Raw genomic sequence first — 13,986 nt, forward strand, 5'->3', positions numbered from 1 at the left:
ACGGCTTTGCCGCAAGCGCTGCGGCGGCGCGGCAGGAAGTTTCAGCGCGTGCGCTTGGGCGGCGGGCTGGTGGTGCCGGGCGTGACCTGCTCGTGGTACGTCGGGTCGGTGGCGTGGGAGTAGCTGGTGTCCTGCTGCCCGGACACGGCGTCGGCGTAGGCCTGCTGCGATTCCGCCGGGCTGGTGTTGGCGGTGGGCACCTGCTCGTGCGCGGACTCGTCGCGCTCGTGCGGCAGGCGCGGGCCCGGGGCGCCGCCTTTGGACGAGGTGGTCAGGCCCTGGCCGGGACGGGCGTTTTCGGGATAGTCCGGCGCGCCCTTGGGCGGCGTGTCGGGGGGCGAGGCGTTCTCGGGGGTTTGGACGGGTTCACGCATGGCGGTTCCTGGCGGGTGGTCGGGTTGAGGGGCTGATGGTTGAGGCGGCAGCTTTCATTCCCGTCGCTGCCCTTTTCTTGGGGACCGGCCTTGCGGGGCACGTTGATTGCCGAACCAGCCGCACCGTTTCATGGCCTCCATACAACAAGGAGATCGCAATGCCTACCGCCAACAAGTCCACTTCCGCCTCCACCTCCCGCGCCACGGGCGCCGCCGCGGCGCGCGAGGAAGTCCTGAACCTGCTCAAGGACGACCACAAGCGCGCCAAGAAGGCCTTCAAGGACTTCGAGAAGCTCGACGCGCAGAAGCAGTCCGATGAAGCCCTGCTGCTCGTGGAGCAGGCCTGCGCCGAGCTGCAGGTGCACACCACGCTCGAAGAGGAGCTGTTCTACCCGGCGCTGCGCGAGGTGCTCAAGGAGCAGGACCTGCTCGACGAGGCCGAGGTCGAGCACGACTCGGCCAAGCAGCTCATCGAGCAGCTGCAGTCGCTGGGCCAACAGCAGCAGCTCGACGGCAAGTTCGCCGCGACCTTCACGGTGCTGGGCGAGTACGTGAAGCACCACATCAAGGAAGAAGAGTCCGAGATGTTCGAGCAGGCCGAGAAGGTCGGCAACAAGGTGGACTGGGCCGCGCTGGGCGAGCAGATGAAGACGCGCAAGGCCGAGCTCATGGAAGAGCTGCTGCCGCAGCAGCAGGCTTCCCTGGCGTCCAGCCTGGACGCCGCCGCCAACGACGAAGACAAGGCCTGAGTCCCAGGCCGATGTCCGCACTGCCGACGCCTTCCGCTTCCGAGACGCCCGACGCGCCGCTGCGGTCCTTCTGGATCGGTGGCTTCGAGGGCGCCGACCATGTGAACTCCCAGGGTCGGCCGCTGGACATGGTGCGTGCCAACGGGCACCTGCAGCGGCTCGACGAGGACTACGCCCGCTGCGCCGCCCTGGGGCTGCGCAGCATCCGCGAGAGCCTGGGCTGGCGGCTGTGCGAGACGGCGCCTGGCGCCTGGGACTTCAGCCGCGCGCGCCGCATGGCGCGCTGCGCCCGGCGCCACGGGCTGCAGGTGCTGTGGAGCCTGATGCACTACGGCACCCCGCCCGACGTGGACCTGTTCGACGACGGCTGGATCGACCGCTTCGCCGCCTTCGCCGCGGCCGCGGCGCGCGCGCTGGCCGACGACAGCGAGCTGCCGCCCATCTACACGCCCGTCAACGAGATCAGCTTCCTGGCCTGGGCCGTCTCGGCCAGCCGGCTGGTGCATCCCTACGGCCAGCGGCTGCAGGACGGCGCGGCGGAAACCACCCTCGTCAGCGGCCACGCGCTCAAGCGCCGCCTGGTGCGCGCGGCGCTGGCCGCGGTGGAGGCCATCCGCCGCGTCGATCCGCGCGCGCGCTTCATGCACATCGACCCGCTGGTGCACGTCGTGCCGCCGCCGGGCCGGCCGGAGCTGCAGGCGCAGGCCGACGCGGTCGCCTCCTGGCAATGGCAGGCCTGGGACATGCTCGCCGGGCGCTGCGAGCCGCAGCTCGGCGGCAGCCCGCAGGCGCTCGACATCGTCGGCGTCAACCACTACCACAGCGGGCAGTGGGAGCTGCTGACCGAGAAGCGGCTGCGCTGGCACGAGCGCGACCCGCGCCGCAAGCCGCCGGCGCTGCTGCTGCACGAGGCCTGGCAGCGCTACCGCCGCCCGGTGGTGATGGCCGAGACCAGCCACGTGGGCGCCGGCCGCGTGGACTGGCTGCACGACATGGCCACGCAGGTGCAGCGCGCCCGCGCCAACGGAGTGCCCGTGCAGGGCCTGTGCCTGTACCCGCTGGTGGACCGTCCCGACTGGGACACGCCCGGCCACTGGCACCGCAGCGGGCTGTTCGACGTGCAGCCCCCCGAGCCCCGCGCCGAAGCAGCGCCCGGCGCCTATCCCCGCCTCCTCAACACCGAGTACGCCACCGCCCTGCGCTGGTGGCAGACGCGCCTGCCCGAGCCGGCATCCCGCCTGCCGCATGCGTGGGGACGATCGGTCTCCACCCTCCAACAAGGAACCGCCATGCCCCCTTCGTCCACCTCGCCCGCCTCGCTGCCGCCCCTTGTCGTGTTCTGCCACCTGCGCTGGGGCTTCGTGTACCAGCGCCCGCAGCACCTGCTGTCGCGGCTGTCGGCCTACTACCGGGTGATCTTTGTCGAAGAGCCCATCCACTCGGAAGGCGAGGCACGGCTGGACCGCGTGCCGCAGGGGCCCAACCTCGAAGTGCTGGTGCCGCGAACGCCGGTGGCCGCGCCGGGCTTCCATGACGACCAGCTCAGCGTGTTGAAACCGCTGCTGGCCGAGTTCATGCGCCAGGAGGGCATCGAGGACAGCCTGGTGTGGTTCTACACGCCCATGGCGCTGCCGCTGATCGCCGCGCTCAAGCCGCGCGCGGTGGTCTACGACTGCATGGACGAGCTCTCGGCCTTCAAGAATGCGCCGAAGCAGCTGCGCCAGCGCGAGTCGGCGCTGATGCGCATGGCCAGCGTGATGTTCACCGGCGGGCCGGCGCTGTTCGAGGCCAAGCGCAACCTGCACCCCAACGTGCACTGCCTGCCCAGCTCGGTGGACGTCAACCACTTCGCGCCGCAGCGGCTGCAGGCCGACAGCGCCGAAGCCCTGGAGGCGCAGCGGCTGCAGGGCCACCTGCCGCCCGGGCCGCGCCTGGGCTTCTACGGCGTCATCGACGAGCGGCTCGACCTGGACCTGGTCGCGGCCGTGGCCGACGCGCACCCGGAGTGGCAGCTCGTCATGGTCGGCCCGGTGGTCAAGATCGACCCAGCCTCGCTGCCGCAGCGGCCCAACATCACGTATCTCGGCATGCAGAGCTACGCCATGCTGCCGCACCTGATGGCGGCCTGGGACCTGTGCCTGATGCCGTTCGCGCTCAACGAGTCCACGCGCTTCATCAGCCCGACCAAGACGCTGGAGTACATGGCCGGCGAGAAGCCGGTGGTCTCCACCGCGGTGCGCGACGTGGAAGTGCCCTACGGCGACGTGGTGCGCATCGGGCGCGACCCGCTGGACTTCATCCGCGGCTGCGAGGAAATGCTGGCGCTGGACGACGCGCAGCGCCGGTTGCTGGTCGGGCGCATGCAGGAGGCGCTGCGCAAGGTGTCGTGGGACCGCAGCGCGCGCACCGTGGCGCGCTGCCTGCGCCAGGCGCTGCGCGAGTCCACCGCCGACTCGCCCGCGGCGCTGCGCGAGCTCGCCGGCCTGGCGCCGGCCGAGGCCGCGGCAAGCGTGGCCGGCAGCGCCGCGCCGATCACGCGCACCGCCACCTCGGCGCAGCCGCCCGCGGTGCGCCACCTGGTCATCGGCGCCGGCCCCACCGGGCTGGCTGCGGCCTACCACCTGGGGCTGCACGACGAGGGTCACGACACCCTGGTGGTCGAGCGCGAGGAGCACGTCGGCGGCGGCTGCCGCTCCGTGCACCAGCAGGGCTACACCTTCGACCACGGCGCGCACGTGCTGCAGAGCGGCGACCCGGACGTGAAGGCGCTGGCGCAGCGGCTGCTGGGCGACAACCTGCACTGGGTCGCGCCGCGCATGGTGCGCGCCGACGACCCCGCGCCGCAGGACGGCCTGGCGCCGCTGCGCGCCGACCGCGACTTCGGCTACCCGCTGCGCGGCGGCTTCCAGGCGCTGATGGACGCCTTCCTGCCGCAGCTCGACTGCGAGCTCGCGCTCAAGACCACGCTGCTGCACCTCTCGCCCACGCGGCGCACGGTGCGGCTGGACGACGGGCGCTCGCTGCGCTTCGACACCCTGATCAGCACCATGCCTCTGCCGGCGCTGGTGCAGGCCTGCGGCGACGAGGCGCCGCCGGAGCTGCGCGCCGCGGCGCGCGCCTTGCGCCAGGGCTCGCTGCGCTGCGTGAACCTGGGGCTGGGGCTGGCGCCCGGGCGCGCCGCGCCCACCGACGCGCACTGGATCGAGGCGCCCGCGGGCTGCGTGTTCCAGCGCGTGTTCGTGCAGGGCAACGCCAGCGCGCACAACAACGCGCCGGGCGGCTTCGCGCTCTCCTGCGAGATCGCCTACGGGCCGGGCCTGCCGCTGCCCTGCGAGGGCGCGGCGCTGATCGACCGCGTCATCGACGATTGCCGGCGCATCGGCCTCTTCGGCGCCGACGACCCGGTGCACTTCGCCTCGCAGCTGGACCTGCCCTGCGCGCGGGCGCTGCCCGACGCGGCGCAGCAGTCGGCGCTGCTGCAGATCCGGCAGTGGTTCGCCAACCATGGCGTGGTGCTGGCCGGGCACCACGGCCGCTGGCATGCCGAGGGCGGCGCGCCGCACGCCTTCGCCTGCGGACGCCAGGCCGCGGAACTGGTGCTGACGCTGCAGCGCCAGCGCGCGGCGCAACCGGGCACCACCGCCGCAGGGGCGGCGCGCCAGCAGCAGGCGGGGTGACGCGCACGGCCGATGGTCATCGACGCGCACCTGCACTGCACCGGCCGCGAGACGGCCGGCGACGTGCTGCGTGCGCTGGACGAGGCGCGCATCGACCACGGCGTGCTGCTCGCCCCCTTTCTCGACAACGGCTACTCGCTGCACGACCCCGGCTCGCTGCGCCGCGCCAACGCGCACCTGGCGCGGCTCGTGAAGGGCCACGGCGACCGGCTCACCGGCTTCGCCGTGGTGGACCCGAGCGATGCGCGCTCGTCCACCGACCTGATGCGGGCCATCGACGCGGGCCTGCGCGGCTGCAAGATGGTCCCGTCCGGCTGGTACCCGTACGACGACCACGTGCAGCCGCTGTTCGCGACGGCCGCCGAGGCGCGGCTGCCGCTGCTGTTCCACAGCGGCATCTTCATCGACGGGCGCTCCGGGCGCTTTTGCCGGCCGACCTTCTACGAGGCGCTGCGCGACCACCCCGGCGTGCGCGTGGCGCTGGCGCACGTGGGCTGGCCGTGGACGGACGAGGCCATTGCCGTGGCGCTGATCGACCGCATCCACGGCGTGCCGCACGACGCGGCGATGTTCCGCCTGGACATCAGCTTCGGCCCGCCGCCGCCGTTCCGGCGCGAGGTGCTCAAGCGCGCCATCGAGACGCTGGGCGCCGGCAGCCTGCAGTTCGGCAGCGACTGCTTCCTGCCCTGCTCCGGCGCGGAGATCGCCGAGCGGCGCGGCTGGGTTGAGGCGCTGATGGACGAGCTGGACTGGGACGCCGGGACCCGGGCGCAGGTCATGGGCGGCACGGCCGCAGCGTGGCTGCAGATGGGCAGCGGTACTCCGGGCACGCAATCGGCGAGCGATGCTGATTCGGATTCCAGGCAGGCGCCGGACACGCCTCCTCCCGTTCGCCCTGAGCCTGTCGAAGGGCAGGCGCTGGCCCGGTCGCTTGAGCCGGATTCATCCGTACGAGCGGATGACGACTCTTCCCCCGCCGCCCTGTCCCGGCACACGCCGCGCCACTGCCGCCGCCGCGGCTGGCTGGTGGCCGGGGGCCCGCGCCGGCTGGGGCCGATCTGCTGCTGACTCGCCATGGACATGAGCTTTTCCCCGGCCGGGCCGGGCCGCGTGCACGTGCTGCAGGTGCTGGGCCAGGCCATCGTCGGCGGCATGGAGAGCTGCGTGCTGCAACTCGTGGAGCGGCTGCCGCGCGAGCGCTTCAGGACCACCGTGATCTGCCCGGACGAGGGCCCGGTGGCCGCCCGGCTGCGGGCGCTGGGCGCGGAAGTGGTCGTCACGCCCATCGGCGAGGAGCCGCCGTGGGTGTCGGTGCAGCTGGCCACCGCGCTGGTGCAGTCGGCGCGGGTGGACGTGCTGCACGCTCACATGGCGCCGGCGCACCTGCTCGCCGGGCTGGTGGGCAAGCTCACGGGAAAGCCGGTGGTGACCACGCTGCACGCGCAGCGGCTCAGCGTGCTCGACCTGGAAGTGCACCGCAGCGCCGGCACGCACCTGAACGTGGTGTGCCAGCAGAGCTACTTCCATGCGCTCGGGCTGGGCGTGGACCCGGCGCGGCTGAGCTGCATTCCCAACGGCGTGGACACGGAACGCTTCCGGCCCCGCGCCGAAGGCGAGCCGGCGGACGAGGCCGGGCTGCGCCGCGCGCTGGACCTCCCGGCCGACGCGCCGCTGATCGGCTTCGTCGGGCGTCTCTCCGGCGAGAAGGGGCCGGAAGTGTTCGTGCGCACCGCCCTGCACCTGCACCAGCGTTTCACGAACGCGCGCTGGGTGCTGATCGGCGATGGGCCGCAGCGCGACTCGCTGCAGGCGCTGGCCGGGCGGCATGGGCTGCAAGACTGCGTGCGCTTTGCCGGGCTGCAAACCAACATGCCGGGCTGCTACCGGGAGCTGGACCTCGTCGCCTGCAGCTCCTGGACCGAGGCGCTGCCGCTGGCGCTGATGGAAGCGCTTTCCAGCGGCCTGCCGGTGGTGGCGACGCGCGTGGGCGGCGTGCCGGAACTGGTGGCGCAGGGCGTCACCGGCTTCCTGGCCACGCCCGGGGACCATGAAGGGCTCGCCTCGCACATGGCGGCACTGCTGGCGGATGAGGGCCTGCGCCGGCGCATGGGCGCGGCGGCGCGGCAGTGGTCGGTGGAGCGGTTCGCGCTGGAGGAGAACGTGCGGCGGACCGGCGAACTGCTACGGCGGCTGGCGGCCGGTCACGGCGGCGAATCCTCGACCAACAAGGCGCTGCCGCTGGCGCAGCGGATTCGCGCGGCGGGGTAAGTGCCCGTACTTCGCCTCTCCTGCCAACTGAAGCAGGTTCGCTGCTTCCCAACAGGTTCAACGCCGACCCCAAAAATTGGCCCATGGCTTCCCGTCAGCCACGATGCCTCGCCCCCTGGCCCGTCATTCCGGCGAAAGCCGGAATCCACGCCCACCGCTGCGGTGGCATGGCTGGCGCCGGCACGTGCCTGCACCGGCCAGCGGGACGTCGCAGCATTCGTGGATTCCGGCTTTCGCCGGAATGACGGAGCAGTAGACGGCAGCCCGTGCTGTCGGGAAGCCTGTTTCTTTCAAATATCCCAGACAGCAGCAGTTACTCTTGGGCTTGATAAATCCATAATCAACAATCTCAATACGCAGAGCATCAGATAATCTCAGCCAATTCCCTGACCCTCCCCATCCATTGCTCACGCCGTTTCCCGCTGGACCCCAGCACCGGCCCCAGCGCCAGCGTCTTCACCGGCCGGATGCCGCAAAATTCCAGCGTATTCTTTTTCATCTGCCGCAGCCCCGGCGCCCAATAAATCCATCTGAAATACCAGGGCGGGGTGTCCATGGTCGCCACGACATGGGCGGAGCGCCCCTTGAGCAATTGCTCCGGAAATGATTTACCCGGTTGGTATTTGAAGGCAAACCCCGGCAGGAAGACGCGGTCGATGAAACCCTTGAGCACGGCCGGCACGCTGCCCCACCAGACGGGATAAATGAAGGCCAAATGCCCGGCATTTCGAATGGATTCCTGCGCCGCCGTCAAATCCGGCTCCAGCGCCTGCTCGACGCGGTAGCCCCGGCGCAGCACCGGGTCGAAACGCAGTTCGTTGAGATTCAGGTGAGTCACCGCGTGGCCGAGGTGCCGGGCCTGGTCCGCATAAGCCTCGGCCAGCGCGGCGCCCAGGCTTTCTCCCGGCGCATGCGCCGCGATCACCAATACCTTTTTCATGCCGCCCATGCCGCAAAATCCCCTTGCCTGCCTTGAAAGGCGCAGTGTGGGGCCTGCCCCTTGGGGCAGAGTCAAGCACCGCAAGCAGACAGCGTCAGGCCGGCACGGCGTCACAGGGCTGCGGTATTGCCGCGGCGGGTTCGGCGGTGCATTCAGCCAGCTCGATAAGCACCGCGCCGATCCGAGCGCGCAAATGCTGGAGCCTGTGGATCTCCCGATCCACGGCCTCCTGCTTCTGTTTCAGGCATTCCGCCACCCGGTTCCAGTCCGGCGCGCCGCCCTGCCCTGTCAATACCGGCTTCAATTCCGCCAGCGTGAATCCCAGCGCCTGCGCGCGGCGGATCAGCGTGACCTGCCGGACATGGCTTTCCGAATAGATTCGATATTGACCCTGGCGCCGCACGCCCGAGAGCAGGCCCAGGGATTCGTAGAGGCGGATGGCCTTGGGGCTGGCCTGGGTGGCTTGGGACAGGGCGCCGATGTACATGGGCAAACGTCGTGGGACGAAAACCCCTGGAGCATACGCAGCCGGGATTCGCGCCCGGCCCGCACCGCCGGCCCGCGGCTTAGACAGCCAGCAGTTGCCGTGTGAACCACTCCGCCGCCACCCGCGCCGCTTCCTCCAGCGCCCCGTCCTCCTCGAACAGGTGCGAGGCGCCCGGGATCACGGCCAGCTCGCTGCGCTCGCCCAGGGCGGCCTGCGCCTGCTGGTTCAGCGTCAGCACCTCGGTGTCGCGCTCGCCCACGATCAGCAGCACGGGGATGTTGACGTGGCCCAGCGCCCCGTCGGCCAGGTCGGGCCGGCCGCCGCGCGAGACCACGGCGCGGATCGCCGGGCTGGTCTTGGCCGCCAGCAGCGCCGCCGCCGCGCCGGTGCTGGCGCCCAGGCAGCCCAGCGGCAGGTGCTTCGTCCGCTCGTCCGATTGCAGCCACTGCGCGAACTCGACCAGCCGCGCCGCCAGCAGCGGGATGTCGAAGGTGTTGCGGCGGTCCAGCAGCTCCATGGCATTGAGCAGGTCGGCGCGCAGCGACGCGAAGCCGCCGAGCGCCAGCACCTGCGCGGTGTGGCGCTGGCGCGGGCTCTGGTGGTCGCTGCCGCTGCCGTGCGCGATGAGCACCACGCCGCGCGGCTGCGGCGGCAGCACCAGCAGGCCCGGCAGGCCATGCGGCGGCAACGTCACGGCCTGCTCGGCCACGGGAGGCGTCACGGTCGGCGTCGGGTCTTGCATGGAGATGCTCCTTCCTCGTCGGTGAATGAATGAATCAATGAACAGGCGGGCGGGCAAGCCCTGGTCAATGCCCGCGCCCGGCCTCGGCCAGCAGCCGCACGACCTCCTCGTCCTGCGTCTGCGTGAAGTCGTCGTAGAAGCGCCCCACCGCGCCCAGGTCCCAGGGCTGCAGCGGGCAGACCACGTCCGACGCCGGCAGCGGCAGCCCGGCCAGCGTCTGCGGCGGCGCCACCGGCACGGCCAGCAGCGTGCGCGCCGCGCCCAGCGCGGACAGCGCCTGCAGCGCCGCGCGCACCGTGCCGCCGGTGGCGATGCCGTCGTCCACCAGCACCACCTCGCGCCCCGCCACCGCCGGCGGCGGCCGCCCGCCGCGCAGCAGCCGGCGCTGCGCGTCGATGCGCGCCAGCTGCCGCGCCGTCTCGGCCTCGACGTAATCGGGCGGCGGCTGCAGCGCCGCCATCAGGTCGGGATGCAGGAAGCGCTGCGGCGGCTCGCCCTCCACCACGGCGCCCAGGCCCAGCTCGGGGTTGTGCGGCGCGCCCAGCTTGCGCACCAGCAGCAGGTCCAGCGGCGCGTGCAGCGCCCGCGCGATCTCGAAGGCCACCGGCACGCCGCCGCGCGGCAACGCCAGCACCAGAGGCGGCCGCGCGCCGCGCCACGGCGCCAGCAGCGCCGCCAGGCGGCGCCCGGCGTCGCGGCGGTCTCGGTAGTGGAGGCTGGGCATGGCGTCGGGCGGGTGTTTCCCGCCCGCTTCGGCAAGGGCAGTGCCCGCCCGCTGCCGCTTCGACAGCGATCAGCCGCCCAGCGCTGTGTCCAGCAGCATCATCAAAATAAAACCGATGATCAGCCCCATCGTGGCGCGGCCCTCGTGGCCGGCGCGGTGCGACTCCGGGATCACCTCGTGGCTGATGACGAAGAGCATGGCGCCCGCCGCGAAGGCCAGGCCCCAGGGCAGCAGGCCCGCCGACAGGCCCATCACGCCCGCGCCCAGCACCGCGCCCACCGGCTCGACCAGCCCCGAGGCGGCTCCCAGCGCCACCGCCAGGCCGCGCGAGTAGCCCACGCCCTGCAGCGCCAGCGCGATCACCAGGCCTTCGGGCACGTCCTGGATGGCGATGCCCGTGGACAGCGCCGCCGCGCCCACCGGGTCCGTGCCGCCGAAGGCCACGCCGATGGCCAGCCCTTCGGGCAGGTTGTGCAGCGCCACCGCGAACACGAACAGCCACGTGCGCTTGAGCGCGTGCGCGCGCGGGTTGTCGCGCTCGAAGCCCTTGATGAAATGCTCGTGCGGCAGCCAGCGGTCCAGCGCCAGCAGCAGCAGCGCGCCCAGCAGGATGCCGCCGCCGACGATGGCGCCCGCCTCCCACGGCCCGGCACCCTGCGCCCTGGCCGCGTTCAGGCCCGGCAGCGTCAGCGAGAAGGCACAGGCCGCCAGCATCACGCCGGCACCGAAGCCCAGCAGCGTGTCGCGCGTGCGCGTGGAACTTTGCTGGGCCAGCAGCACCGGCAGCGTGCCCAAGGCGGTGGCCGCGGCCGCGATGCCGCCGGCAAAGAGCGCCTGCCGCATCGCGTCAGGCCAGTCGTCGAGCGACTGCCACAGCAGCGCGCCGCCGGCCAGGCAGCCCGCGGCATAGAGCAGCAGGCCCAGCCGCTGGCGCGGGCTGAGCATCCAGCCCGCGGCCCGGGCTGCCGCGGCGGGGCGTTGCCGCTCGACGGCCATGGCCTCAGCCCTGCTGGCGCGGCGACTTCGGCGGCTGCGAGCCCGCCGGCGACTGCGGCGCGGTGCCGTCGCTGCCCAGCTCCGCGCCGGTGATGGGGTCGCCCACCTGCTGCGAGCGCGTGCGCATCATCAGCTGCTGCGCGATCTTGGCCTCGGTGGAGGTCAGCCGCACGTCGAAGGTGCCGTCGTTGCCGTCCACGGCCAGCTGCTCGTCGCGGTTGCTCACGACGTTGAAGTGCTCGTCGCTGTTCCAGGGCCCGCGCGCGTTGCCCTCGCCCTGCGACATGTCGTAGTACACCTGCGAGAACTGCGGCATGCCCGGCAGCTTGCCCGGCGGGAAGTTGCCGGCGATCGAGTACAGCGCCTTCTCGAAGCTCTGCTGGTGCGCGATCTCGCGCGTCATCAGGAAGCCCAGCGCTTCCTTCACGCCGGGGTCGTCGGTGAGGTTGATCAGGCGCTCGTAGACGATCTTGGCGCGCGCCTCGGCGGCGATGTTGGAGCGCAGGTCGGCGGTCGGGTCGCCGATGGTGTCGATGTAGGCCGCGGTCCAGGGCACGCCGGCGGAGTTGGTCAGCGGCGCGCCGGCGCCGTAGAGCACCTGCGTGGTGTGCGAGTCGTTGCCGCGGCCGGAGATCTTGCGGTAGAGCTCGCCCTCCTGGTCCACGCCCTCGGAGATCTCGCCCTTGGCGCCCTTGTTGAGCATGCACACCAGCGTGCCGATCACTTCCAGGTGGCTGAGCTCCTCGGTGGCGATGTCGATGAGCATGTCGCGCCGGCCGGGATCGTCCTCGGCCAGGTACTGCGTGAAGTAGCGGCCGGCCGCGGCCAGCTCGCCCTGCGGACCGCCGAACTGCTCCAGCAGCAGGTTCGCCAGCCCGGGATTGGTCTCGCTGACGCGGACCGTGTATTGCAAGGCCTTGTTGTGGGCAAACATGGAAAAGCTCCTGTCCGTGGCGGGCCCGAAGGTCCGCGCGAAGGTTGAAAGGGTGGAGGGGGGTACAGCGACTGCCGTCACGAGCGCAGGGCTGCGACGCTTCAGGCACTTGGTGCACTGAACGGCAAGCCCCGTACCTGTGGGGGATGGCACCGGGCTGCCCGGGGGAAACCGGGGCTGGAGGCAGGGGCGGCGCCGCGCGCCGGGGGGATGCGCCGGCGCGCCGGGCGCGGCATTTGCCTTGTGCGCCTCGGCATCACCGGCATCGGGCCGGAGACCACACCAGGAGGAACCCATCCATGAAAAACCGCATGTCCCCCCTCGCCGCCGCGCTGCTGGCCGCCACGCTGTCGCTGGGCTTCGCTGGTTGCGCCGTCACCAGTGGCCAGAGCACCGTGGGCCAGTACGTGGACGACGCCACCATCACCACGCGCGTGAAGGCACGCATGGCCAAGGACCCGAAGGTCAGCGCCATGCGCCTGAACGTGGACACGCTCAACGGCGTGGTTCAGCTCTCGGGCTTCGCCACCAGCGAGGCCGAGCGCGCCGAGGCCGGACGCATCGTGCGCGAGGTGCCCGACGTCAAGGACGTGCGCAACAACATCGTGGTGCGCGCGCCGCAGTAATTTCTCCAGCGCTTGCCGGTACCCCACGCCGTTCGTCCCGAGGTATCGAAGGATGAACGGCCCGCGCCGTGGGGCCGGCCGCGAGAGCCTCGCGGGTTCGCCCTTCGATGCTTCAGGGCAAACGGCCTCTTCCAGGGCCCCGGTGAACCGGCTTCAATGCCGCCGCGCCCGCTCCGCCGTCGAGGACGGCAGCCGCCCGCGCGTGCCCGGTTGCCCATGCAACCGGCGCGCGCCGGGCGCTGAAGCGGCAGGCGCAGCGCCCGCCGCATCGCGCGCCGGCGCGGGTGGCTCGGCCGCCGCCGCCTTGCCCCGGCGCGCATCCCACTCGCGCCCCACCGCGGCGCCGAAGAGCAGGATCTGCGAGGTGTAGTAGACCCACAGCATCACCACCACCAGCGAGCCCGCCGCGCCGTAGCTCGACGACACCGAGGCACGGCCAAGGTACATGCCGATGAAGGTCTTGCCGACCACGAACAGCCCGGCGCTGACGCAGGCCGACAGCAGCAGCCCGCGCCGCGACGGCGGCTCGTCGGGCAGCCAGCGCAGGATCGCGCCGAAGCCCAGGCTCAGCACCACGAACGACAGGGCCAGCTCCGACACCCGCGCCAGCACCGCCAGCCCGGGATAGCGCGCCGACAACGCGGCCAGCAAGCCGGCAAGCACGGCGCTGACCAGCAGCGAGGCCACCAGCAGGAAGCCGAAGCCCAGCAGCAGCCCGAAGCCCGTGAGCCGCGCGCGCACGATGCCGCTCACGCCGGTGTGCCGCGGCGTGATGTGGCCGATGGCATTGAGCGCGCGCTTGAGCTCCGCGAACACGCCGGTGGCACCCACCAGCAGCGTGCCCATGGCCATCACCGCGGCCAGCCCGCCGCCGGGCTCGCGCCAAGCGGCCTCGATCATTCCCTGGATCGCCTGCGCCGCCGGCACGCCCACCACGTCCTGGATCTCGCCCACGATCTGCCCGCGCGCGGCGTTCTGCCCGAACACCGCGCCGACGATGGCGATGGCCACCACCAGCAGCGGCGCCATCGAGAACACCGTGTAGAAGGCGATCGACGCGCCCAGCTGCGGCCCGTAGGCGCCGGTCCAGCGCTGCACGGCGCCCCACAGCAGCCGCAGCACGCTGCGCAGTCCCGGAGGCAATCGGTGCCAGTGGCGGCGGCGCCAGGTCGCGAAGTCCATGTGATCCCCCTGTGCATGCGGTGTGCCCGTGCCGGTGCGCGCGGCACGAAAGCTGCTGAAACCGGGCATCGCTCATCCACCCGGCGGCGTGCGCATGTTTCCACATGTGAATGCCGCCGGTCCGCCCTGCCGCGCACCGGCGCCCGACGCCATGACCCCCCCGCCCCTGACCGCCGCCGAGACCCTGGATGCCGCCGAGCCCGCTGCCGCCCTGCCGGCGCGGCCGCCGGCGCGGCCCCCGGCGCGTGCCGGGCTGCGCGCCGACGCGGCGGCGCTGGCCGCGGCGG

General features: G+C 72.1%; 13 protein-coding genes. 5 read left to right on the forward strand and 8 right to left on the reverse strand.

The genetic code is table 11. The annotated features are described in order from the left end of the window. Positions 1-41: 41 nt before the first annotated feature. The gene (locus tag FJ694_RS17410) at positions 42-374 is read right to left on the reverse strand and encodes a hypothetical protein (protein ID WP_157268516.1); all 333 of its coding nucleotides are present in this window, start codon (positions 372-374) and stop codon (positions 42-44) included. Positions 375-532: 158 nt separating this feature from the next. On the opposite strand from FJ694_RS17410, the gene FJ694_RS17415 reads away from it, so the two are divergent. Genes FJ694_RS17415 through FJ694_RS17430 form a run of 4 tightly spaced genes read left to right on the forward strand, consistent with a single transcriptional unit; the run spans position 533 to position 7,068 of the window. Beyond that, positions 533-1,123, forward strand: a complete 591-nt coding sequence (locus tag FJ694_RS17415) for a hemerythrin domain-containing protein (protein WP_157268517.1) — start codon at positions 533-535, stop codon at positions 1,121-1,123. Positions 1,124-1,134: 11 nt separating this feature from the next. Continuing rightward, positions 1,135-4,800, forward strand: coding sequence for an FAD-dependent oxidoreductase (locus FJ694_RS17420; RefSeq protein ID WP_157268518.1), 3,666 nt, complete (start codon positions 1,135-1,137; stop codon positions 4,798-4,800). 12 nt (positions 4,801-4,812) lie between these two features. After that, entirely contained in the window at positions 4,813-5,868 is a 1,056-nt protein-coding gene (locus FJ694_RS17425) for an amidohydrolase family protein (protein WP_157268519.1), read from the forward strand. A gap of 12 nt (positions 5,869-5,880) precedes the next feature. After that, entirely contained in the window at positions 5,881-7,068 is a 1,188-nt protein-coding gene (locus FJ694_RS17430) for a glycosyltransferase (RefSeq protein ID WP_157268520.1), read from the forward strand. A 364-nt stretch (positions 7,069-7,432) separates the two neighbouring features. Here the strand turns inward: FJ694_RS17430 and FJ694_RS17435 are convergent, their stop codons facing one another. The 6 genes from FJ694_RS17435 to FJ694_RS17460 form a co-directional block, all read right to left on the reverse strand. Further along, positions 7,433-8,017 (reverse strand): NAD(P)H-dependent oxidoreductase, encoded by a 585-nt coding sequence (locus FJ694_RS17435; protein WP_157268521.1) that lies wholly within the window; start codon positions 8,015-8,017, stop codon positions 7,433-7,435. Positions 8,018-8,102: 85 nt separating this feature from the next. Then, entirely contained in the window at positions 8,103-8,495 is a 393-nt protein-coding gene (locus FJ694_RS17440) for a MerR family DNA-binding protein (RefSeq protein WP_157268522.1), read from the reverse strand. A gap of 79 nt (positions 8,496-8,574) precedes the next feature. After that, entirely contained in the window at positions 8,575-9,237 is a 663-nt protein-coding gene (locus FJ694_RS17445; RefSeq protein ID WP_157268523.1) for a dienelactone hydrolase family protein, read from the reverse strand. A 64-nt stretch (positions 9,238-9,301) separates the two neighbouring features. Further along, a complete protein-coding gene (locus tag FJ694_RS17450; RefSeq protein ID WP_157268524.1) occupies positions 9,302-9,961 on the reverse strand; it encodes a phosphoribosyltransferase in 660 nt (219 codons plus the stop codon). Between the two features lie 69 nt (positions 9,962-10,030). After that, positions 10,031-10,906 carry a ZIP family metal transporter gene (locus FJ694_RS17455; protein WP_157268530.1) on the reverse strand — a complete coding sequence of 292 codons (876 nt, stop codon included), beginning with the start codon at positions 10,904-10,906 and terminating at the stop codon, positions 10,031-10,033. A gap of 55 nt (positions 10,907-10,961) precedes the next feature. Next, positions 10,962-11,891 (reverse strand): manganese catalase family protein, encoded by a 930-nt coding sequence (locus FJ694_RS17460; protein ID WP_157268525.1) that lies wholly within the window; start codon positions 11,889-11,891, stop codon positions 10,962-10,964. 299 nt (positions 11,892-12,190) lie between these two features. Between FJ694_RS17460 and FJ694_RS17465 the strand changes: the two genes are divergently transcribed. Next, the gene (locus FJ694_RS17465; protein ID WP_157268526.1) at positions 12,191-12,517 is read left to right on the forward strand and encodes a BON domain-containing protein; all 327 of its coding nucleotides are present in this window, start codon (positions 12,191-12,193) and stop codon (positions 12,515-12,517) included. A 153-nt stretch (positions 12,518-12,670) separates the two neighbouring features. Here the strand turns inward: FJ694_RS17465 and FJ694_RS17470 are convergent, their stop codons facing one another. Beyond that, positions 12,671-13,699 carry a YihY/virulence factor BrkB family protein gene (locus tag FJ694_RS17470; protein ID WP_157268527.1) on the reverse strand — a complete coding sequence of 343 codons (1,029 nt, stop codon included), beginning with the start codon at positions 13,697-13,699 and terminating at the stop codon, positions 12,671-12,673. Positions 13,700-13,986: the final 287 nt, after the last annotated feature.

Source organism: Azohydromonas aeria (assembly GCF_009760915.1).
Lineage (GTDB): Bacteria > Pseudomonadota > Gammaproteobacteria > Burkholderiales > Burkholderiaceae_C > Azohydromonas > Azohydromonas aeria.

Coding starts and splice junctions, on each gene's coding strand:
- FJ694_RS17410 (WP_157268516.1), bottom strand. CDS start 374: ATGCGTGAACCCGTCCAAACCCCCGAGAACGCCTCGCCCCCCGACACG.
- FJ694_RS17415 (WP_157268517.1), top strand. CDS start 533: ATGCCTACCGCCAACAAGTCCACTTCCGCCTCCACCTCCCGCGCCACG.
- FJ694_RS17420 (WP_157268518.1), top strand. CDS start 1,135: ATGTCCGCACTGCCGACGCCTTCCGCTTCCGAGACGCCCGACGCGCCG.
- FJ694_RS17425 (WP_157268519.1), top strand. CDS start 4,813: ATGGTCATCGACGCGCACCTGCACTGCACCGGCCGCGAGACGGCCGGC.
- FJ694_RS17430 (WP_157268520.1), top strand. CDS start 5,881: ATGAGCTTTTCCCCGGCCGGGCCGGGCCGCGTGCACGTGCTGCAGGTG.
- FJ694_RS17435 (WP_157268521.1), bottom strand. CDS start 8,017: ATGGGCGGCATGAAAAAGGTATTGGTGATCGCGGCGCATGCGCCGGGA.
- FJ694_RS17440 (WP_157268522.1), bottom strand. CDS start 8,495: ATGTACATCGGCGCCCTGTCCCAAGCCACCCAGGCCAGCCCCAAGGCC.
- FJ694_RS17445 (WP_157268523.1), bottom strand. CDS start 9,237: ATGCAAGACCCGACGCCGACCGTGACGCCTCCCGTGGCCGAGCAGGCC.
- FJ694_RS17450 (WP_157268524.1), bottom strand. CDS start 9,961: ATGCCCAGCCTCCACTACCGAGACCGCCGCGACGCCGGGCGCCGCCTG.
- FJ694_RS17455 (WP_157268530.1), bottom strand. CDS start 10,906: ATGCTCAGCCCGCGCCAGCGGCTGGGCCTGCTGCTCTATGCCGCGGGC.
- FJ694_RS17460 (WP_157268525.1), bottom strand. CDS start 11,891: ATGTTTGCCCACAACAAGGCCTTGCAATACACGGTCCGCGTCAGCGAG.
- FJ694_RS17465 (WP_157268526.1), top strand. CDS start 12,191: ATGAAAAACCGCATGTCCCCCCTCGCCGCCGCGCTGCTGGCCGCCACG.
- FJ694_RS17470 (WP_157268527.1), bottom strand. CDS start 13,699: ATGGACTTCGCGACCTGGCGCCGCCGCCACTGGCACCGATTGCCTCCG.